We start from the raw sequence: 20,043 nt of genomic DNA, 5'->3' as shown, positions 1-20,043 counted from the left end.
AACATGGCAAAACAACTAGCAATAGAAACTCGCGGGCTGACGAAACAATTCGATCGCCATATAGCCGTCAATGACATCGATTTGCAAGTAGCAGCAGGCGAAGTATGCGGACTGATCGGCCCCAACGGTGCCGGCAAAACTACTTTGCTGCGGATGTTGGCGGCGGCTGAGGAACCGACTATAGGGGAAATTTACATCAACGGCGATAGGTTATTGCGCGATCGATCGCACCCGATTCTCAAACAGCGCATCGGCTTTCTTCCCGACGACTTTCCCCTCTACGACGACTTGACTGTTTGGGATTATTTAGACTATTTTGCCCGACTCTACAACCTCCAGCAACCGCGCCGCCGATCGCGAATCAACTCTGTGTTAGAACTCGTGCAACTAACCAACAAGCGCAACAGCTTAATTTCTACCCTTTCGCGGGGGATGAAACAGCGCCTGAGTTTGGGGAGAACTATTATCCACGAACCGCTATTGTTGTTGTTAGACGAACCAGTTTCTGGCTTAGATCCGATCGCCCGAATGCAGTTCCGCGAAATTATCAAAGTTTTGCAAGAAGCCGGCATGACCGTAGTCATATCATCTCACGTCCTCAGCGACTTAGCCGAACTTTGTACCTGGGTTGGTATCATGGAACTCGGATATCTGGTCGAAAGCGCACCGTTACAAGAACTTTACAAACGCCTCAGCCGCCAGCAAATTTTCCTGTCGGTTTTAGGAAATAAATTAGCAGCGCTAACATCGGAATTAAAAAACTTTCCTTGGGTGGAAAATTGGGCAATAATCCCAGAAACTCAACAGGTATGCGTAGATTTTTCAGGAAGCCCGGAAGATGCCGCCAATTTATTACGCGAACTCGTCGCCGCCAACATTCCCCTAACCGAATTCCACTGCACTCAAGAAGACTTAGAAACCATCTTCCTCAAGATGGGGCACCAGCAAGCATCCTAATTTGCTCGTTTCCGGTTTACCAGAATAAACAGTGAGTTATAACTAAGTCGTCACCCATTCCTAATCACCAATAACCCATGACACTCCACTTACTAGACAAAATAGGCAACTGGAATCCCCAGTTATTTCGAGAAATCAAAGGGCGCTTGAATACTGGCAATATGGCGATCGCCTCTGCCCTTTCCCTAGGCGCTCAACTGCTGCTATTCATGTATTACAGCGCCCAGATACCCGTTCCCCCTGCTAATGGCGAGTACACTTATCCCACCTATCACAGATTTTGCTTAGAGACTGCCGATTCCTCTACGAGAAAGTGTGTCAGAGATGCCTTGGGCAACTTTGTCATTAACTGGCGGGAGTGGTGGCTAGAGATATTCATTTTGCTGAGCATATCGAGCGTGTTAGCTTTATTAGTAGCAGGGACTTATATGCTGGTCAGTGACTTAGACAAGGAGGAACGCCGCGGGACACTCAACTTTATTCGCCTCAGTCCCCAGTCTGCCAAAACAATTTTTCTGGGCAAAATTCTTGGCGTACCAATTTTACTTTATTTAGCAACAATTCTGGCCGTACCCCTGCACCTGTACGCTGGATTAGCTGCTCAAATAGCTCTGAATGAAATTTTATGTTTCTACATAGCAGTGGCAGCTAGTTGTGCTTTGTTTTACAGCACTGCCATGCTATTTGGATTGACAACCAGTTGGTTGGGAGGATTTCAACCTTGGTTGGCTAGCGCTACGGTTTTTGTTATGTTGGGGATTTCTTGGCTTCCGCTCACGCGAACTGCTTGGGATGTGTTACATTTTTTGTCTCCCCTTGCTATGCTGAGATATCCGCTTTTTCTAGTTGATAAAACTGATTTCGATTCGTTAGCTGAAAACTTAGACAAGTTGCAATGGTTTTACTCGCCAGTGGGTACAAATATTGCGATGGGCATTGCTTTGTCTCTCTTAGTTTGTGGTACAGGAATCTACTGGATGTGGCAGGGATGGCAGCGCCGCTTTCCCAATCCCAGTGCTACAGTTTTGAGCAAGCGGCAAAGTTATTTGCTAGTTATCTGCTGTCAGGTAATATTTTTAGGGTTTGCACTCCAATCAGACCCCCCAAACGACGGTAATCTCATCTGTTTACTTATCTTGAATTTGGTGATGTTCTTAGCTTTAATTGCAGCTTTAACATCTGACAGACAATCCTTGTACGATTGGGCGAGGTATCGGAAACAAATCGTTCCCAGCAGTCAGAAGCTGTGGCGACGCTACCCACTACTCGATTTAATTTGGAGCGATAAAAGTCCGGCTGTAGTTGCGATCGCGATCAATTTCCTCAGCTCAGTAATAATTTTAACACCTTGGGCGCTGTTGGAAAAAAATGAGATAAACGGATTTGGGGGTGTAATTGGCTGTCTGAATCTCATCCTAATTTACGCAGCCATCACCCAACTATTCCTATTTACCAAAACCCAAAATCAGGAAATTTGGGCCGTCGGGACAGTCGGCAGCGCTATCTTGTTGCCACCTCTGATTTTATCGATGCTCTTGCTAACCCCAGAAAAAGCTCCTATTCTCTGGTTGTCTTTAACATTTGGTGGCTTTTGGTCTTCGTCGTCTGTCGCAGCGTCAGGAAATACGATTTTGCTCTCCATACTGAGTCAGTGGAGTGTCTTGGTGTTGTTGAACTTCAAATTGCGATCGCAACTGAGACTCGCAGGGCAATCAGCTTCTAAAGCACTGCTGAAAGCTTGAAAAAGCAGGGGAAGGGATCAAACGTGAAACTCCGATTCAGGCAGGGATTTAAACCCCTGCCTGAAAGCTTAAGTCGTATTCAGACGACTGTTCGACTAACTTATTATGCCAATTCCGCATTTATACTCCACTTTATATTAACCGATGGTGGTCGCCGCTACACAGACAAAGCCCACCTTCGCAGGCTTTAAGATTAAAGTAGAAAAATAATTTCTGACTGTACAGATCCAAAATTATAGCGTCAGCGTATATTACTAATGAACGCAGTACAAAATTTCATAAGTTCGCACCGCTAAAAATTTCAGCTTGCCTGTTTGCAGTTAAGGTGCGATCGCCCGCCAGCTACACACCCAACTATAAAATACGGCTAAGCGATCTGTATTTAGGAGTGGGTTTATTTGAATCCGGGGGCTGGTTTATATATCATTTTAGCTGCGTGTAATACTTTTATGGCAAGCCACCCCTACAGCCGAAAATAAGAAAAACTATCCTAAAAGTGCGAATTTGTGATATTTTGACTGAGAATACCGCTGCCGTTAGGCAACAGAAGTATCAAATTTAGAGGGTAATTAGATCATGGCAGACATTAGAGGCACCGCCCAAGCAGAATTGCTAGCAGGAACTCCAGAAAATGACCTGATTTTTGGTTTGATGGGCAATGACACCATTGCCGGAAACTCGGGTAATGACAGCATTTATGGAGGTAAGCAAAGCGATTTAATTGATGGCAATTCAGGTCAAGATTCGCTTTTTGGAGATTTAGAAAACGATACTGTTAACGGCGGAGAAGGTAACGATTTTTTAGTGGGCGGAAAAGGCAGCGATTCTATATCGGGAAACTCCGGCAATGATGTTTTGTCCGGGGATAGAGATACTGATATCCTGATAGGGGGAGAGGGGGCCGACCTATTTGTTTTGAGGCGCTACGCTGAGGCAGATCCTGGTCGTACCAGCGGCGGTGTTAATTTGGCAAATGCCGACGCGATCGCCGATTTTGTACCAGGTACAGATTTAATCGGCTTGGGGGAAGGTCTCAGTTTTAGCGACTTAAATATTTTGGAAGCTGGAAACAATACTGTTATTCAAGACCGGGTAACAGGAGAATTTCTCGCTACTCTCCAAGGAGTGAGACGAAGTGCGATTAATCAGGCAAGTTTCACTAATAATATTAGCAGCGTTGTTCCCAATCCCCCGCCTCCAGCGCGGACAACGGCTTATGCTTTAACTCCTGCTAATCGGATTGTCGGTTTTAGTCTTTCCAATCCCGGAAGTGTCATCACAGATTTGCCCGTGACTGGATTGCCAGCGGGAGAAAGTTTGCTGGGAATTGATTATCGGCCGGCTAACGGTTTGCTTTACGGTGTGGGTTCTAGCAATCGCTTGTATACTGTCAATCCGATGACTGGGGAAGCAAGTCCAGTCGGTAACGGGCAGTTTGCTGTTCCCCTAACTCCGGGGGCTGCGGGTTTTGATTTCAATCCGACAGTCGATCGAATTCGGTTTGTCAATGAAGCCGATCAAAACGCCCGCCTCAACCCGGATAACGGGGCACTTGTGGATTTTGACACGGTGGCGGGGGGAATTCAACTCGACGGGAATTTAGCTTATGTTGCGGGCGATCGCAATTTTGGGTCAAATCCGGCTGCTGCAGGGGCTGCGTACACGAATAACTTTGCGGGCGCAACTTCGACCACACTATTTGCAATTGACAGCGATTTGGATGTTTTGGTGCGACAAGATCCGCCGAATAATGGAGGGTTGAATACGATCGGATCTTTGGGAGTTGATGCTACTAGCGTTCTCGGCTTTGATGTCAGGAGTATTGGCGGCCGCGAGGTGGCAGTGGCGGCGCTGGAAGTTGGGGGCGTTTCGGGCTTGTACAATATCAATTTAAGTAGCGGTCAAGCTTCCTTTGTCGGTCAAATTGCCGACGGGAGACAGATTAACGGTTTGGCTTTGCCTTTGCCTACAGCTTACGCTTTAACTGTCAGAAATGGCGCTGAAACAATTGTCGGTTTTAATGAGGCGGCACCGCGGGCAATTCTCAGCGACGCGGCAGTTACAGGGTTGCAGCCGGGAGAAAGTTTGCTGGGAATTGATTTTCGCCCCGCTAACGGTTTGCTATACGGTGTGGGTTCTAGCAATCGCTTGTACGCGATCGATCCGGTGACTGGGCAAGCAAGTTCAGTCGGTAGCGGGCAGTTTGCTGTTCCCCTAACTCCGGGGGCTGCGGGTTTTGATTTCAATCCGACAGTCGATCGAATTCGGTTTGTCAATCAAGCCGGTCAAAACGCCCGCCTCAACCCGGATACCGGGGCAACTGTCGATTTTGACACGCTGACGGGGGGAATTCAACTCGACGGGAATTTGGCTTATGCTGCGGGCGATCGCAATTTTGGCAATCCCGGCGCGGCTGCTGCTGCTGCGTATGTGAATAACTTAGCAGGGGCAAATTCGACTACGCTGTTTGCAATTGATACCAATTTAGACATTTTGGTGCGGCAAGATCCGCCGAATAATGGAGTGTTGAATACGATCGGATCTTTGGGAATTGATGCTGGTACCGTTCTCGGCTTTGATGTCAGGAGTGTTGGCGGTAACGAGACGGCTTTGGCTGCGATCGAGGTTGGCGGAGTTTCCAGCCTGTACAATATCAATTTGACGACCGGTCAAGCTTCGATCGTCGGTCAAATTGGCGACGGGCGAGGCATTAAAGGCTTAGCACTGACTTTGATTTAAATGGTGAAGTCCGATCGGCGATCGAGTCCGGTTGAGCAGTCGTAATTATTTCGCAGTGCGAGCTTCTAGCTCGCGAGCTAGAAGCTCGCACTGCAATTGCGATCGGGCAATTCTCAATTCCCAATTCCCAATTTCCATTCCCAATTTCCATTCCCAATTCCCAATTCCCAATTCCCAATTCCCAATTCCCAATTTAAGTTAATCTATTATTTTGACAACCAAGATAAGATGTTATCTCAAGTTTTTTACTTGCTACGTTCCCGCAGTGATGGCAAATATCTGTCCGCGAATCCCAATCCAGATGCGGCAGTGAGTTACCTGCTGATGTTTCGCGAAGACTATGACGCTTTGAGTTATCTCAATGCCCACGCTGCTGATGTTGCCGATCGATTCGGAGTAGAATCGATTTCCGGTTCTCAGGTAAAAAAGCTACTCGAACGTTGGGGATTTAACGGTGTGGGGGTTGTTCAAGACCCGCTGTTACCCAATATTGAGTTTTTATTGACAAAGAATTGACAATTGACAACATTTGCGATTAACCCGGTTTCTGGAAGAAATCGGGTTTTTTCGTCAAGTTTTGAGTATCTCGCCCGATCAAGCTTGTACACTTCTATGCTCCATATTTAGTGCAAATTGTCAAATTTGTCCAGCTTTCACCCTAAAATCTCAAATCTCAAATCCCAAATCCCAAATCGAAGTAGGATGGCTTTCTGCAATCGAAAATCTAAAATCTAAAATCTAAAATCGACAGATGCCCCATATTTAGTGCAAATTGTCAAATTTGTCAAGCTTTCACCCTAAATCTGAATCCTGTTGTATATTCGTAGTTTGATATATTCCGACACGTCAGTACACAACCTATGGTTCGAGAATTAGAGCGATCGAGTGCCAGCGAGAAACGCAACCTGTCCGATTTTCCCGAAACAGCACCCGCAGCCAATCCAGTATTTTTTAGGACTTACAGTCGCCGTACCGAGACAGGGCGGGAGACTTGGGAGGAAGTGTGCGATCGAACAGTCAAGGGGCTGCAAAAGCTGGGAAACCTCACCCCCGAAGAAACACAACTGCTGCACCGGATGCAAAACCAGCTCAAAACCCTCGCTTCAGGCCGCTGGCTGTGGGTAGGTGGCAGCAAATGGATCGAGCAACCAGAGAATTTTTCCGGCGCATATAATTGCTCCTCAACAAATATTCTCGATTGGCGCGCCTTTGGTTTGTTGATGGATTTGGCAATGATGGGCTGTGGCACAGGGGCAGTCTTGGAACCACAATATATCAACCAACTGCCGCCGATTCGCAACCGTTTAACCCTAACCATGCAAGGCGAAATCGGCTCTACACCCGCCGAGTTGCGCCGTCAAGAAACCGAGGTAAAAATAGTAGAAAAAACCGCCACTATTTATGTCGGAGATTCTCGCCAGGGTTGGGTAAACTCCTATCAAACTTTGCTGGAATTATCCACAGATGAAAGATTTGCAGGAGAAGTTCAAGTATTCATCGATTTGAGCGATGTTCGCCCCGTGGGAGAACCTTTAAAAGGTTTTGGCGGAGTAGCAAATCCGGTGAAATTGCCCGACCTTTATCAGCGCTGTGCGGCAATTTTGAATAAAGCTTTAGGGCGGCAGTTAAATTCAGTTGAATGCTGCATTTTGATAGATGAAGCGGCGGTCACGATCGTCGCTGGAAATATTAGAAGATCGGCCGGAATGCGTCAGTTTTCTTTTGAGGACGAACTGGCCGCAAATGCTAAAAACAATCTGTGGCAACAAGATGAAAGCGGCAACTGGAGAATAGATCCAGAACGCGATGCCCTTCGGATGGCTAACCATACGCGAGTTTTCCATACCAAACCTACATTAGAAGAATGTATTGATGCTGTCCGCAAACAGTATTATAGCGGCGAAGGTGCGATTCAATGGGCCGGGGAAGCTGTAGCTCGATCTAACGTTGATTTACTTTCAACACCGAGTCTTAGAAGTGAGTTTTTGAAAGCTTACGACGAAGGAAAAGCTAAAGAGTGGTTGCAGGAACGCCATCCTAACATGACTGCTGGCGAGTTAGAGCATCGGTTAGTCCGTGTGGGCTTAAACCCGTGTGGTGAAATCATCGGCTCTAATTTTCATTGTGTCAGTGGCGACACTCTGCTAATTACTAGAGACGGACTGCATAAAATAAAGGACGTTCTTGGAACTGAAATTGAGATTTGGAATGGTAAAAGATGGAGCTGCGTCACACCATTTAAGACAGCGAGTGATAATTGTGGCGGGCGACGCAAACTTTATCGTGTAAAGTTTGGTGATGGTACTTATCTGGATGCCACAGAATATCATCGCTTTTTTGTCAAGGATCGCTTTGGTAAAGTTTACAGAGAAGTTCAAACCAAAGACTTGATGGATACAAGTCGGTATAGCATTCATACTGAACCTTTTACAATTCAGTATGAAGATGGCTTGAATATCGATTCAAGTTATGCTTACACTTTGGGGGTGGCTGTAGGAGATGGGACTACAGACAAAAATGACAATGCGAAAGTTCGACTTTACGAACACAAAATGGCATTATCAGTAGCAGGAAATAAGTTTCCAGAAAGAAGCTATGACTATTTACCTGCTTTTACCGATGTAACTAACTTGAGCTTTTCTGGAGAGTTGCTGAAAAGTTTGAAAGTTAACCCAGAAGCACTAAATTTAATTGCGAGCTGGAATCGGCAAGCAATTTTACATTTTATTGCTGGATTAGCCGATACTGACGGCTCGAATACCCACAGTAATGGTATCAGAATTTATATTTCTGACCGCGATCGCGCTTTCAGAGTTCAGTTACTTTTGACCAAATGTGGTATTCGTTCGTCGCTAAATCTTTGCGCTCATCAAGGGTCAATTACTAATTACGGTGTCCGAAGTCGGGATTTGTATTACTTGCAAATTACTGACTGTGGTGAAATTCCTTGTCAGCGGTTAGATGTGAGCAAAGGGACGAATGCTAAACACAAAGGTAAATGGCAAGTGGTCAGAAGTGTCGAAGAATTACCAGGATTGCACGATACTTACTGCTTCAACGAACCAGAGTTTCATAAGGGAGTTTTCGGCAATACCCTAGCTGGAAACTGTAATCTTTCTGAGATCCACCTCAATCAAATTGACCCTTACAACTTCAAAGAACAGGAGGAAGCTTTCAAGGCGGCGGCTCTATCTGTCGCGGTACTTCTCAATCACAAATTTCTTGAACCCCGCTATCAATACAGCCGCGAACTAGACCCGATTGTCGGCGTATCTTTCACGGGATTGTTCGATTTCTTCGTTCACGCTTTTGGCGTTGAGTGGCTGCGCTGGTGGGTGGAAGGTCGCCCGCAAACTCCGCAAGGAATCGCTTTTAAACAGCGGGAAGAAGAGTATTTGAGTGGTTGGCGCGAGATTGTGAATCGGGTAGTATGGGATTATTGCGATCGCCATTCCTTAAAACGCCCAAATCGCTGCACAACGGTTCAACCATCGGGTACTAAATCTCTGCTGACAGGTGCTTCGCCGGGGTGGCATCCGCCGAAAGCCCAGCGTTTCATTCGCCGAATCACTTTCGGCAAAAACGACCCCGTAGCCCTCGCCTGCATCGACTACGGATACAACGTGATTCCGTCTCAATCCGACAAAGATGAAAACGGCAATTTGCTGAACAATCCCTTCGATGAACGCTGTACAGAATGGCTGGTAGAAATACCTGTTGCGGTAAGTTGGGCTGACTTGCCGGGAGCCGATGAAATTGACATTAACAAGTTCTCAGCGGCGGCACAAATGGACTTTTATATGCAGGTGCAAAAGTTCTATGTCAGACATAACACTTCTGCCACGATTGAGTTGCGGGAAAATGAAGTTGAAAGTTTGGGTACGCGGATTTACGAAGCCATTCGCGATGATGAAGGCTACATTTCCGCAGCGCTTTTGGCTAGGTTTGATGCTCTTGAAACTTTCCCGCGTCTGCCCTTTGAACCGGTGAGCAAGGAAATTTACACCAAGATGGTTGAAGAGACTTTAGCGCGCCGCGAAATTGATATTTTTCACGCGGCTTTGAGTCGCTATGACTTGGGTGAAATGATGGATTCGGGGCCGGCGGGCTGCGATTCAGATAAGTGTTTGATGCCGGAGACTAAGGCTATGTAATAGCCAATAGCCAAATCCCCGACTTCTGAAATTACTTCGATATTTCACGAACATAACCAGAAGAAGTCGGGGATTTTATTTCTCAACCGTTCACATAATAATCCCGCGTTCCCTTCGCATTCATCGCTTCTCCGAGTCGATTTAACCCGTACACATAAGCAGCAGTTCTCATGGAAACTGACAATTCCTGAGATTTTTTCCAAATTGCTTCTGTTTCTTCGACCATTTTATGCTTCAACCGCTGGTTGACTTCCTCCAGCGTCCAATAAAGCCCGCTGCGATTTTGCACCCACTCAAAATAACTAACCGTTACGCCTCCGGCATTGACTAAAATATCAGGAATTACCTGAATTCCCCTCGCTTCTAAAACCAAATCAGCAGCAGAATCAATCGGCCCGTTAGCTACTTCAAAAATAAACTTAGCCTTAACATCATTAACATTCGCTTCAGTTATTTGATTCTCCAAAGCTGCTGGAACCAGCACGTCTACATCTAATGCTAAAAGCTGTTCATTTGTCAAGATTTCGTGTTCGATAATATTGCAAACCGAACCTTCGCAGTAAAGAGCTTTGATACCTTTGTGAGAGTCTTTAAAGCCTCGAATACTGGGGATATCCAGCCCTTGTTTAGCATAAATGCCCCCTTGGGAATCGCTGACAGCAACAATTTTGTAACCTGCTTTCCAGAGCAGTTCAGCTATTTCGGCACCTGCATTACCAAAACCTTGTACCGCTACAGTTGTATCTTGAGGATTTAGCTCAAATTTGGGTAGAATAGTTTGTACTACAAAAAAAGCACCCATTGCTGTTGCCGTATCTCTGCCCAAACTGCCGCCAATTGTCACTGGTTTACCAGTCACAACCGCTGGAGAAAGCTGCCGCTTAATAATATTGTACTGATCCATCATCCAACCCATAATCATGGGGTTGGTGTAGACATCCGGCGCGGGAATATCTACATCGGGCCCGATGAAATCTGCGATCGCATCGACATAGCCCCGGCTCAACCGTTCCAATTCCAGTTTGGACAATTCCTTGGGATTGAGAGTAATTCCGCCCTTGGCTCCTCCAAAAGGCAAGTTCAAAACTGCACATTTAAACGTCATCCAAAATGCTAAGGATTGCACTTCATCAAGGGATACTCCCGGATGATAGCGCACTCCTCCTTTAGACGGGCCTCTGGTATTGTCGTAGCGCACCCGATAACCTTGGAAAATTCGCAGGGAACCGTCATCCATCCGCACCGGAATCGATACAATTAAACTAGATTTGGGGTGTTTCAGCCTTTCAATCGTATCCTCGGAAAGCGACACATATTTTAAGGCTCGTTCTAATCGGCGGCTGGCATCGGCAAATAATGATTCAGACATAAGAAGTTAGTTGACTGTTGACTGTTGACTGTTGACTGTTGTCAGAAGAAGGCTTCGGGTGCTTAAGCTAATTTAATCACAATCCTGGTTGAATGCTGCCTCCTTTCTTCTGACAACAGTCAACTGCCTTGTGTCGATCAACAATATCGCAGTGCCAAGCAGCGATTAAGCAGATACACTTACAATAGAAGGTGATATTAAAGCTCAAGCCGAAATTTGAGTTAGCTAGTTCAAATCACAACCAGCCATCAGGGAAATTAAATTCTGAAATAGATCGAGGCTTTAGCTGACGTTAGAAACTGAATTATTATTATTATGGTTGGACTCCTAGCCGCGCTCTCTGCGTCTGCGGCAGGGGGTATGAGAATTGCCCTGCCCCTGCTGTTAATTGGTTTGTTGCGGATTGACAAACTGTGGTCGGAAATACCTTTATTGTCGGGGGTTCCCCCCCAGGTGGCTATCACCATCTTGGTGAGTTGGTCGCTGTTAGAGTTATTTGCTTCTAAAACCTTTGTAGGACAGCGGGTACTGCAAATTGTGCAAATTATTTTCAGCCCTATTGTAGGAGCAATTATGGGAATTGCGATCGCTCAAGTAAGTTCGATCGAGGAAATTATTGTTCACCCTTGGATGCTGTGGATTATTGGTGTTGTCGGAGGTTTGTTGGCTTTCGTGCTGCAACTGGTACAAGCAGGATGGCTTTACCGGCTGCGGGGTTTGCCGATTTGGGTGATTTTCCTCCAAGATGTTCTGTGCATTTCCTTGGTTTTGTTTGCCTTTGACGCACCACGGCAGGGAGGGTTAGTTGCGATGACGCTGCTGTGGCTGGCAATTCGCAGTTCTAAAGAGTGGTATCGCTGGTACAAAAGTCAGGGAATACCGGGCGATAGGGGAAATCCCCGCCGCCACAAGCGCGATCCTGATTAATTAGTGATTAGTTATTGGTGATTAGCTATTGGTGATTAGTCATATCGTTTACGGTTGTTTCGGAATGATTTAACCGCAGAGACCGCAGAGGGCGCCCAGGAAGAGAAGAGAGAGATGAATAATTCCGATCGCAACTGATTTTATATCATTAGTCATTTGTCACAACAGTCAACTGTCAACAGTCAACAGTCAACTGTCAACAGCCAACAGTCAACTGTCAACTGTCAACTGTCAACTGTCAATTTAAAGCAATCCGATCGAGTGTAGCGGGCCCTGACCCGTAATTAACTCCAGCAATAGTGCCACAAAACCAATCATCGCCACACGACCGTTCCAGACTTCCGCCCCCGTGGTCAAACCCCACTCCCACTGCTCTTGAGGGTACATTTTCACTGTCTTGGAAGGGCGTATAACATCAGAGAATTTAACGCTGGGAGATTCGATCGACTCGATGACTAAATCGGCCAAGGCTTCAATAAACACCGGATGAGTATTCAGGGCGGGCACTCGGTAGAAATTCTCAATCCCCGATTCTTCTGCTAATTCTCGATACTCCATGTCAATTTCTTGTAGAGTCTCGATGTGTTCGGAAACGAAACTAATTGGAACTACCAACAAATCTTGCACTCCATTCTCTGCCAATTCGGTAATGGCGTCTTCGGTGTAAGGCTTGAGCCATTCCACCGGGCCAACCCGACTTTGATAAGCTAGAGTGTGTTCGTTCGATCGATCCAAATGTTCCATAATCAGACGAGTGCAATCTTCAATCTCGCGCTGATAGGGGTCTCCAGCCTCTTCTACGTAGCTGAGGGGGACGCCGTGGGCGCTAAAAAAGATGTGAACGCGATCGGGATTCGGATTGTGGTCTAGTTGTTGGGCTATCAATTCCGACATTGCCTGAATGTAACCAGGCCGCTGATACCAAGAAGGAATCGCGGTATATTGTATATCCTTGAGGTCAGGATCTTTGCCCCACATTTCTTCTAGCTGCCGGAAGCTAGAACCGCTGGTGCTGATGGAAAATTGAGGATACAGCGGCAAGATTGTCAAGTGTTCGATACGATCGCGCTTAATTTTGGCGATCGCCTCTTCAGTAAAAGGATGCCAGTAGCGCATCCCCACGTATACTCGAGCATCCTGTCCCTTTTCTTGCAAGAGTTCTTGCAGGGCTAGGGCTTGTTCCTCGGTAATCCGCCGCAAAGGAGAGCCGCCCCCGATTTGGCGGTAGTTTTCCTGGGATTTTTGAAAGCGCAGGGTCGAAATCAACCAGGCGAGCGGTTTTTGCATCCACGGAAACGGAATGCGAATGATTTCCGGGTCAGCAAACAAGTTGAACAGGAAAGGACGGACATCCTCGATTTGATCTGGCCCGCCCAAGTTTAATAGCAATACTCCCACACGACCCATAGCGGTTACAGCTCTCCCATCGTCTCAGTTCTGTTACTTATCTTTATCATATAACTTAATAATATCTTAAGTCGATAGCAAGGTATACATAATTTTGACTATGGCAACAATTTTTAGAGATTTAAGTTATCGGTATCAGTGTCTCTAGGATTGCGATCGCGCGTCTTGCTGCTTTGAGCGTAGGCGGCGAGGCTCGTTTGGGCCAACTAGCCTTACAAAATTTGACCGTCAGCGCAGAAACTAAAGTTTTAGACCTTTGCTGCTGCAGCGGTCAAACTACGCAATTTCTGGTGCAATATTCCCAGGATGTCACAGGGCTTGACGCTTCGCCATTATCTCTGCAACGGGCAAGGAAAAATGTACCATCAGCCAATTATTATTTAGAAGCTTTTGCCGACTGTCAGTTTGACAGGAGTACACAGCAGCGTTGCGATGCACGAAATGCAATGGGCGCAATTGCGACAAATCTTTCAGGCAGTATACCGCGCGATCGAATCCGGTGGTCTATTCATTTTGGTAGATTTTCATCGACCCACAAATCCGGTATTTTTGCCAGGGTTGGCTGTATTTTTGTGGTTGTTTGAGACTGAAACTGACTTGGGGAGTTTGTTGGCAGAGGTAGGATGGCGATCGTACAATTCCGAAGTAACTGCACAACCCAAACTTTATGCTGGCGCCAGCATTCAAGTAATCCAAGTTCAAAAGTCATTAGTCAGCAGTTATTAGTCATTAGTCAGCAGTCATTAGTCATTAGTAATGGACGCGCAAATTATTGACTAAATACTGCTGAATTCTTACTTTTAAAATGAAGAATGTCTACTCATCGCTAATCCTTCATGACTAATGACTAATGACTAATGACTAAACAAACTTTTTCGCTTCTGCCAAAGCCGCCTCAAACTTGAGCAATACATCCTTTTCGGTGTGAATAGCTTTCTCTTGTTCCAGCAGCGGGCGGCCAAAGCGAAAAATGCCGTCCTGTTCTACGTGTTCGACATAAGGCAGCGTTTCTGGATGCGGCAAAAATTTTCTGCCTATGGTGTAAGGCGTGTGGAAAGAAAAGCTATAATCGGGAAACTTGTCGCTTTTGATTTCCAGGTAGTAAAGCGAGTAATAATCTTTGGTTTCGCAGTACACACATTCGCGGCACTTATTTACAAGTTTGCGGTTCTGATAGAAAAAATCCCACTTATCCCAATAGTAGGCATCTTTCATCATTTCCTCGTGGTCGTCGCACAGTTCGAGATATAATTTGTCAGAATCCGCCGGACGGTAGAAGTAAAGCATGGCGTAGGGCATTTCAATCAGTAACTTGACTGCTTGATTTTTTCGCTGATACCATTCCTGCTGGTGAGTTTCGTAGATTTCCTTATATTTAATTGCTTTAAAGCTGTTGAGCTGATTTTCTTTGGCCCACCGCGACGCCCAAACTGTCCAGTAAGCTAGCTGGAAGGTTGCTGAAATTTCCGCCGAACCTTGTTCTTTCCAGTCGGCAATGATTTTTTCCCAAGCTGAACTAAAAGCTAATCGCGATTGTTCGTTTTCTTCAGGCTTTTCTATATTGATTGGGGTGGGTATTTGGTGATTACTTTTAATCAGTCCTTTGGGTTCTTGGCGCCAATTATTAATATCGGTTGGCGTTAGACTTAAGATGAATCTTCTGTCGTGAACGGGATATTCTAGATGGATTCCTGATTTGCGGAAAGAGCGGTATTCTAAAATAGGGAGTTTTTCTTGTTCAATCCACTGCTGGCGTTCTGCTGGCGAACACTTGAGTATTGTTTCTAATTCTACCGGATCGACGGCTAATTCACTTTTGAATGTCTCCCAAAATCTTTCTTGTTCGGCGGGATTTGCTTCCAGCAGGGATACAATTCGGTTGACGAGATGATCTGTTTTGTCTGGGCAATTTTCGGGAAGTCCTAAGAAGTCGAGGAGTTTGGTCTTGAGTATTCGTCTGGCTGAGATTAGCTCGGCTAACATGAGAAGCTCCAGTAGAGTCATGACTTGCGCCCTTGAACTGGCAAGATTTGCACAAGTCTTATATATCTTAATAGATTCTCCTGGGTTGTCGGCAATTGAAATGTCTGCGCGAGCGAAGCTATCCCCAACGTGCCTGCGGGCCCGTTGCGGTAGGGAATCGCCCAACCTCGGCCCCATCCCTAAGCTAAAATACTCAAAACAAGGGCAAAAGACCGATCGACCTTTTGGCCTTATTGGCTAAAATCGATAATTACGATCGCGCACCCACAAACTCACAGGCACAGCATGGCCTGTTTTGTCAACCTTTACTTCTACCAAAAAAGATTGTCGCTGGCTGCTTTGAGCTTGGCTAATCTCCTGATTGACTTTTTCCCTTTGATCCTCTGGCATATAATAAGTTTCTAAGCCGTATTCCATCAGGAAACCGTTATATTTGCCCTTAATTGCGATTTGGTTGGCGGGCAAATTAACGGGATTTTCCAGACTGACGCGGACGGGTTTCCAAGCTTGGGGGCGGCCGGGATTAGTCGCCGCTTTTGGCGCTTCTAAGATTACATAAAAACTGGTTTGTGGCGTGATACTGTGCGTATTTTGTGGACAAACAACTGCGGGCGGACAAGGTGTTTTTTCGGCAGGTAAATCTTTCCAGCCGGGGAGTTTTTGCAGATTTGTGCGATCGGAAATATCATATCTCAAAACTTGGTAATATCCGCGCAAAAAGTCGTAAGGATCTACTGGTGCTGTTTGCAGGACAACTGTTTTGCCAGTAATAAAAGTGTAAACGGCGGTGGCGGGTACGGCGGCAATTAGTCCGATTTGCAAGAGTAAAGGAACCCACATTCGCCACGCAGGAAGGCGTTTTGCTTCCGGGGGAAGGGTGAATGATGGGGGATTAGCGCTGGTATTTGCTATTTCGGAACTGGGAGGTGTTAAATCTGGATGTTCGGTGTTCATATTGGGAATTGGGAATTGGTTCGCAGAATAATATCGTTGAGCTTTGAATCGGCATAATCATCTTCCGAGTGCAGTGCAAGGGGGACGATCGCACTATAGTAGAATGCTCCTATTCATCGGGGATTTTTGCGAAGTGACGCTCGAACCACAAACCCGCAGCAATTACGCCTATTCCGCACAAAACAAAGACAAAAGATTTGAGCAACAATCCTGTGTTATATTCAAAGACTCGGTTGATAATTTGCAGGGTAATTAATACCATGCCTCCCCAAAAAGTCTGGCGGTTTCCTAATGCTAAACCTTCTCGAATTAAGCCGAACGCGAGCAGAAATGATAAAACATTGAACAGAAAAGTCGCTAATTGCGGAATGGGAGTAAAATTGAGGTGAAAAAGCGGTATTAAGGCACTGGCGAGGATGAAAATGCCGATCGCACTTGTGGTCAAATCCACTGCTTTTTGTTTTGGTCGCCGGAGTTCCAAACGTCCCAAACGCAGCCACTCAAACAGCGTGAAACCGCCCAAAACAGCCACATTTGTCAGCAAAACCCAATCCGGCTCAGTTTGCCCAGGATTCGGCGAATCTTGCCACAACCAGTGGAAAGAAAGAACATAAAACAAACCGGCGAGAAACAGCAGGGCTAAACTGCGGGCGGTAGGTTGAAACAGCTTGCTGCGTACCTGTGGCCAGATTGCATCGTCGTATCCCCACAGCAAAGCGGGCGGTAGGGCACAAAAAATTGCAGCACTCCAGGTTGGATTTAACCCTTGGACTATAGAAACTTGTAGGGAAAAAATTATCGCGATCGCACTTATGGCAAAAATAGCACGCGATCGACACCAATAAGCCAGCGGCACAAACATTATACTGGCTGCGATCGGCATTTGCCGCACCAAAACTTCCAGCCAAGAAAACTCGACTTTGGAAGACCAATCTAACACGGCAAACCAATAGCCCCAACCGATTAAAAGTGCGGACAAAACGCCCAAGGAAGTCAACCGCAAACTGTAAGCCATTCCGAGCACGCCGATTCCCCAAGTGAGGTAAAGTCCGTAGGAAGAACCGCCAATGTGGAACATTTGCGCCATCAATGCCATATTTGCTCCTAAAATCAGAGATCCTAATAGCAACAATCCTTCACCTAGGAGTTTGTTTCGCCCTTTTGTTGCGGGCATATTTGGATGGGAGTTTTGGCTTCGGGATGGGGGAATTCGCCACAGATAGAAACCTGCTGCATTGACTGCTACGAAAAGACTTAGCAGCAGTGCAACTCTCACTTCTCGTGACCAAACTTGCCAGTTTGCCGCTACAAAGGTGATGACTCCTATACCGAGGAGAATGCCGCCGAGACTCATCAGAATGCTGAGGAATCGGTTGCGGGAGGCGGTTTCGAGTGTGTTGAATTGGTAGCGTTCGGAAAGTTGTTGGTAGAATGAAGTGTCGATGAGTCCTTCTGCTTGCCAGAGTTTGGCTTGTTCTCGCAACTCGCGTCGAAATTTATCTGAAATCATTTTTAATATTCCAGAGGATTTGAACTGTGATAGTTATTAATATGTCACTTGTGGGTTGATTGTCGATGGAGGCTGGGACACCTGTCTAACTTGCACAGCAGATTTGATTGAGATCCTTCGGCGGTTGAAACCGTTTCTATATAAACAAACTCCCAGCAGCAAGGGACGAATAAATTAAGGAAGGTAATTTTATGGTACAAGCTCAATCTAAAAAATTAACTTTTGACGAGTACCTTAATTACTCAAATGATACGGATCAACGCTATGAGTTAATTGATGGGGAGTTAATCGCTTTGCCGCCAGAATCTGAACCTAATAATTTCATTGCTAATTATCTATTTTTCTATCTGGCTAGCAGCGGGCTAGTGCCACTTAGACTGATTAAAACGCATAATTGCGAGGTTCAAGTTGCCGTTTTGCGTTGGCGAAGCCCTCGAAGAGGATCGGGAGATGCCGCCAACCGCTACCCAGATTTGATAATTCTGGAACCTGAACACATTCCGCTGACAGCAACCAGGCTAACTATCACTTTCGATATGTTGCCTCCTCGGTTTGTTGTGGAGGTAGTCAGTCCGGGTAGACTGGGCAGGGATCGGGATTACGATCGCAAACGAGCTCAGTACGCAGCGCGGGGCATCGCAGAGTATTGGGCGATCGATCCAATTGAACAAGTAGTGACGGTTTTGCGGCTTGAGGAGGGGCAATATGTTGAGGTTGGGGTATTTCGGGATGGAGAGGCGATCGTATCTCCGATGTTTCCACAGCTAAGTTTGACGGTTCAACAGATTTTGAGTGGAGAGGTTTAAGGGCGGATCAATAGCTAATTGGTTAGCATTCATCTAACCACCTACCGATTAGTGAAAATCTCCACCCTCAACCTGATTAAGGCCATGTTTCAATCCCTGATAGGGATTTAGGTTGATTGCAACTTGAATCCGTTCAAGGCTCTATGAGAGAATTTGGGGTATTTCCCCGCCTAGAGCCTGTAAGTATTGAAACCACATCAGGAAACCTTCATATCCTGATTTAGAACGTCAAACATCTATAAAGTAATCTAGGGTAGCAACCTCTACCTTAGTTCTCTCGATCCGAATCGAATAAGGAGTCATCAATACCCCCCTTGCTAAAAATCAAATTCACAAAATCGTAAATATTGATAGCTTGAGTCCCAAATCGCATGAAATTGTCATCCACAAGATAATAACCATCGTATTCATCTCCTTCATGATTAGATACTGACCCTCGAACAATAAGTTCTAATTTTTCTCGAAGTTGAGGTCTGGGCATCACGTCTCCAAACTCAGCTTTTTCCAGAAACTCTAATAAAACTTGTTGACAACGATAGATGGCAGCACCAACTAAAAATGAATTAGCTCCAAAATCGATTACCCAATTATTTCGATTGTTATCATATATGCGGTTAGCGTGTTTCGGCGCACGAACTAGAGAACCTGTAGGATGATCCCAATACGCCGATTCCCTAATAAACTCTTTAGCAAGCTCTAACTCTACCTCACCCTGTACTGAGAGCTGTTGGACTTTAGCTCTGACAGCCTTAACTACTTCTTTCTTGTGTTCTTGTGGTTGCATTTGTTTCCGAATTGCCTCTATTTTTTAAATGGTCTTTCAAGTATATCTTATAACACTGTCATTCAAATAACACTTCTCCTCATCTCTCGTAACCTATACCGAGGTTATCTATATCAAACTCGTTAAGCGGTTATCAATACCACCTTTGCTAAAAATCAAATTCACAAAATCGTAAATATTGATAGCTTGAGTCCCAAATCGCATGAAATTGTCATCCACAGGATAATAACCATTGTATTCATCACCTCCGTGATTAGATACTGACCCTCGAACAATAAGTTCTAATTTTTCTCGAAGTTGAAGTATAGGCATCACGTCTCTACACTCAGCTTTTTCCAGAAACTCTAATAAAACTTGTTGACAACGATAGATGGCAGCACCAACTAAAAATGAATTAGCTCCAAAATCGATTACCCAATTATTACGATAGCTATCATATATGCGCTTAGCGTGTTTCGGCGCACGAACTAGAGAACCAGTAGGATGATCCCAATACGCCGATTCCCTAATAAACTCTTTAGCAAGCTCTAACTCTACCACTCCCTGTACTGAGAGCTGTTGGACTCGATTCCTAGCAAGATTAATTACTGTTATCCTCTGTAATTCTAGTTGTCTCTGTCTCTGTTCTTCTCGTTGTCTCTGTTCTTCTCGTTGTCTCTGTTCTTCTCGTTGTCTCTGTTCTTCTCGTTGTCTCTGTTCTTCTCGTTGTCT

15 protein-coding genes and 1 pseudogene are annotated in these 20,043 nt (G+C 45.7%); 8 read left to right on the top strand and 8 right to left on the bottom strand.

The features are described from left to right. The first annotated feature begins 3 nt into the window (after positions 1-3). The 3 genes from QUB44_RS03920 to QUB44_RS03910 all read left to right on the top strand — a co-directional run bounded on the left by QUB44_RS03920 (position 4) and on the right by QUB44_RS03910 (position 5,438). Positions 4-957, top strand: a complete 954-nt coding sequence (locus QUB44_RS03920; RefSeq protein ID WP_333363317.1) for an ABC transporter ATP-binding protein — start codon at positions 4-6, stop codon at positions 955-957. A gap of 77 nt (positions 958-1,034) precedes the next feature. Continuing rightward, positions 1,035-2,699, top strand: a complete 1,665-nt coding sequence (locus QUB44_RS03915; protein WP_333363316.1) for a hypothetical protein — start codon at positions 1,035-1,037, stop codon at positions 2,697-2,699. Between the two features lie 576 nt (positions 2,700-3,275). Then, entirely contained in the window at positions 3,276-5,438 is a 2,163-nt protein-coding gene (locus tag QUB44_RS03910; protein ID WP_333363315.1) for a DUF4394 domain-containing protein, read from the top strand. A gap of 45 nt (positions 5,439-5,483) precedes the next feature. On the opposite strand, the gene QUB44_RS03905 is transcribed toward QUB44_RS03910, so the two are convergent. After that, a complete protein-coding gene (locus tag QUB44_RS03905) occupies positions 5,484-5,630 on the bottom strand; it encodes a hypothetical protein (RefSeq protein WP_333363314.1) in 147 nt (48 codons plus the stop codon). 36 nt (positions 5,631-5,666) lie between these two features. Between QUB44_RS03905 and QUB44_RS03900 the strand changes: the two genes are divergently transcribed. Continuing rightward, the gene (locus tag QUB44_RS03900; RefSeq protein ID WP_333081693.1) at positions 5,667-5,954 is read left to right on the top strand and encodes a hypothetical protein; all 288 of its coding nucleotides are present in this window, start codon (positions 5,667-5,669) and stop codon (positions 5,952-5,954) included. Between the two features lie 344 nt (positions 5,955-6,298). Further along, positions 6,299-9,592 (top strand): ribonucleoside-triphosphate reductase, adenosylcobalamin-dependent, encoded by a 3,294-nt coding sequence (nrdJ, locus tag QUB44_RS03895; protein WP_333363313.1) that lies wholly within the window; start codon positions 6,299-6,301, stop codon positions 9,590-9,592. Positions 9,593-9,674: 82 nt separating this feature from the next. Here the strand turns inward: nrdJ and QUB44_RS03890 are convergent, their stop codons facing one another. Continuing rightward, positions 9,675-10,961, bottom strand: coding sequence for a Glu/Leu/Phe/Val dehydrogenase (locus tag QUB44_RS03890; RefSeq protein ID WP_333363312.1), 1,287 nt, complete (start codon positions 10,959-10,961; stop codon positions 9,675-9,677). A 315-nt stretch (positions 10,962-11,276) separates the two neighbouring features. Between QUB44_RS03890 and QUB44_RS03885 the strand changes: the two genes are divergently transcribed. Continuing rightward, entirely contained in the window at positions 11,277-11,888 is a 612-nt protein-coding gene (locus QUB44_RS03885; protein WP_333363311.1) for a DUF4126 domain-containing protein, read from the top strand. A 243-nt stretch (positions 11,889-12,131) separates the two neighbouring features. Here the strand turns inward: QUB44_RS03885 and hemH are convergent, their stop codons facing one another. Beyond that, positions 12,132-13,295: a ferrochelatase gene (hemH, locus tag QUB44_RS03880; protein WP_333363310.1), complete on the bottom strand. Its 1,164-nt coding sequence runs from the start codon at positions 13,293-13,295 to the stop codon at positions 12,132-12,134. 100 nt (positions 13,296-13,395) lie between these two features. Here hemH and QUB44_RS03875 point away from each other — a divergent pair. Continuing rightward, a pseudogene (locus QUB44_RS03875) lies at positions 13,396-14,021 on the top strand (class I SAM-dependent methyltransferase). A 135-nt stretch (positions 14,022-14,156) separates the two neighbouring features. Here QUB44_RS03875 and QUB44_RS03870 read toward each other — a convergent pair. The 3 genes from QUB44_RS03870 to QUB44_RS03860 form a co-directional block, all read right to left on the bottom strand. After that, the gene (locus QUB44_RS03870) at positions 14,157-15,278 is read right to left on the bottom strand and encodes a hypothetical protein (protein WP_333363309.1); all 1,122 of its coding nucleotides are present in this window, start codon (positions 15,276-15,278) and stop codon (positions 14,157-14,159) included. A gap of 237 nt (positions 15,279-15,515) precedes the next feature. Then, the gene (locus QUB44_RS03865) at positions 15,516-16,232 is read right to left on the bottom strand and encodes a GDYXXLXY domain-containing protein (RefSeq protein ID WP_333363308.1); all 717 of its coding nucleotides are present in this window, start codon (positions 16,230-16,232) and stop codon (positions 15,516-15,518) included. 109 nt (positions 16,233-16,341) lie between these two features. After that, positions 16,342-17,742: a DUF2157 domain-containing protein gene (locus QUB44_RS03860; RefSeq protein ID WP_333363307.1), complete on the bottom strand. Its 1,401-nt coding sequence runs from the start codon at positions 17,740-17,742 to the stop codon at positions 16,342-16,344. A 191-nt stretch (positions 17,743-17,933) separates the two neighbouring features. Here QUB44_RS03860 and QUB44_RS03855 point away from each other — a divergent pair, with 191 nt between their 5' ends. Further along, on the top strand, positions 17,934-18,548 hold the full coding sequence (locus QUB44_RS03855; RefSeq protein ID WP_333363306.1) for a Uma2 family endonuclease: 615 nt from the start codon (positions 17,934-17,936) through the stop codon (positions 18,546-18,548). A gap of 268 nt (positions 18,549-18,816) precedes the next feature. Here QUB44_RS03855 and QUB44_RS03850 read toward each other — a convergent pair whose 3' ends face one another. Together QUB44_RS03850 and QUB44_RS03845 are read right to left on the bottom strand one after the other, a co-directional pair. Next, positions 18,817-19,332, bottom strand: a complete 516-nt coding sequence (locus QUB44_RS03850; RefSeq protein ID WP_333363305.1) for a hypothetical protein — start codon at positions 19,330-19,332, stop codon at positions 18,817-18,819. 108 nt (positions 19,333-19,440) lie between these two features. After that, the coding region (locus QUB44_RS03845; RefSeq protein ID WP_333363304.1) for a hypothetical protein at positions 19,441-20,043 on the bottom strand (603 nt) is incomplete at its 5' end.

The organism is Microcoleus sp. AT3-D2 (assembly GCF_036705715.1).
GTDB lineage: Bacteria > Cyanobacteriota > Cyanobacteriia > Cyanobacteriales > Microcoleaceae > Microcoleus.
The sequence above is the reverse complement of the archived record's forward strand: the minus strand, read 5'-3'. Positions and strand labels throughout refer to the sequence as shown.

Excerpts from the sequence above, each read along its gene's own strand:
- QUB44_RS03870 (WP_333363309.1), bottom strand. The coding sequence starts at position 15,278 with ATGTTAGCCGAGCTAATCTCAGCCAGACGAATACTCAAGACCAAACTC.
- QUB44_RS03890 (WP_333363312.1), bottom strand. The coding sequence starts at position 10,961 with ATGTCTGAATCATTATTTGCCGATGCCAGCCGCCGATTAGAACGAGCC.
- QUB44_RS03855 (WP_333363306.1), top strand. The coding sequence starts at position 17,934 with ATGGTACAAGCTCAATCTAAAAAATTAACTTTTGACGAGTACCTTAAT.
- QUB44_RS03860 (WP_333363307.1), bottom strand. The coding sequence starts at position 17,742 with ATGATTTCAGATAAATTTCGACGCGAGTTGCGAGAACAAGCCAAACTC.
- QUB44_RS03885 (WP_333363311.1), top strand. The coding sequence starts at position 11,277 with ATGGTTGGACTCCTAGCCGCGCTCTCTGCGTCTGCGGCAGGGGGTATG.
- hemH (WP_333363310.1), bottom strand. The coding sequence starts at position 13,295 with ATGGGTCGTGTGGGAGTATTGCTATTAAACTTGGGCGGGCCAGATCAA.
- QUB44_RS03910 (WP_333363315.1), top strand. The coding sequence starts at position 3,276 with ATGGCAGACATTAGAGGCACCGCCCAAGCAGAATTGCTAGCAGGAACT.
- QUB44_RS03850 (WP_333363305.1), bottom strand. The coding sequence starts at position 19,332 with ATGCAACCACAAGAACACAAGAAAGAAGTAGTTAAGGCTGTCAGAGCT.
- nrdJ (WP_333363313.1), top strand. The coding sequence starts at position 6,299 with ATGGTTCGAGAATTAGAGCGATCGAGTGCCAGCGAGAAACGCAACCTG.
- QUB44_RS03900 (WP_333081693.1), top strand. The coding sequence starts at position 5,667 with ATGTTATCTCAAGTTTTTTACTTGCTACGTTCCCGCAGTGATGGCAAA.
- QUB44_RS03920 (WP_333363317.1), top strand. The coding sequence starts at position 4 with ATGGCAAAACAACTAGCAATAGAAACTCGCGGGCTGACGAAACAATTC.
- QUB44_RS03915 (WP_333363316.1), top strand. The coding sequence starts at position 1,035 with ATGACACTCCACTTACTAGACAAAATAGGCAACTGGAATCCCCAGTTA.
- QUB44_RS03865 (WP_333363308.1), bottom strand. The coding sequence starts at position 16,232 with ATGAACACCGAACATCCAGATTTAACACCTCCCAGTTCCGAAATAGCA.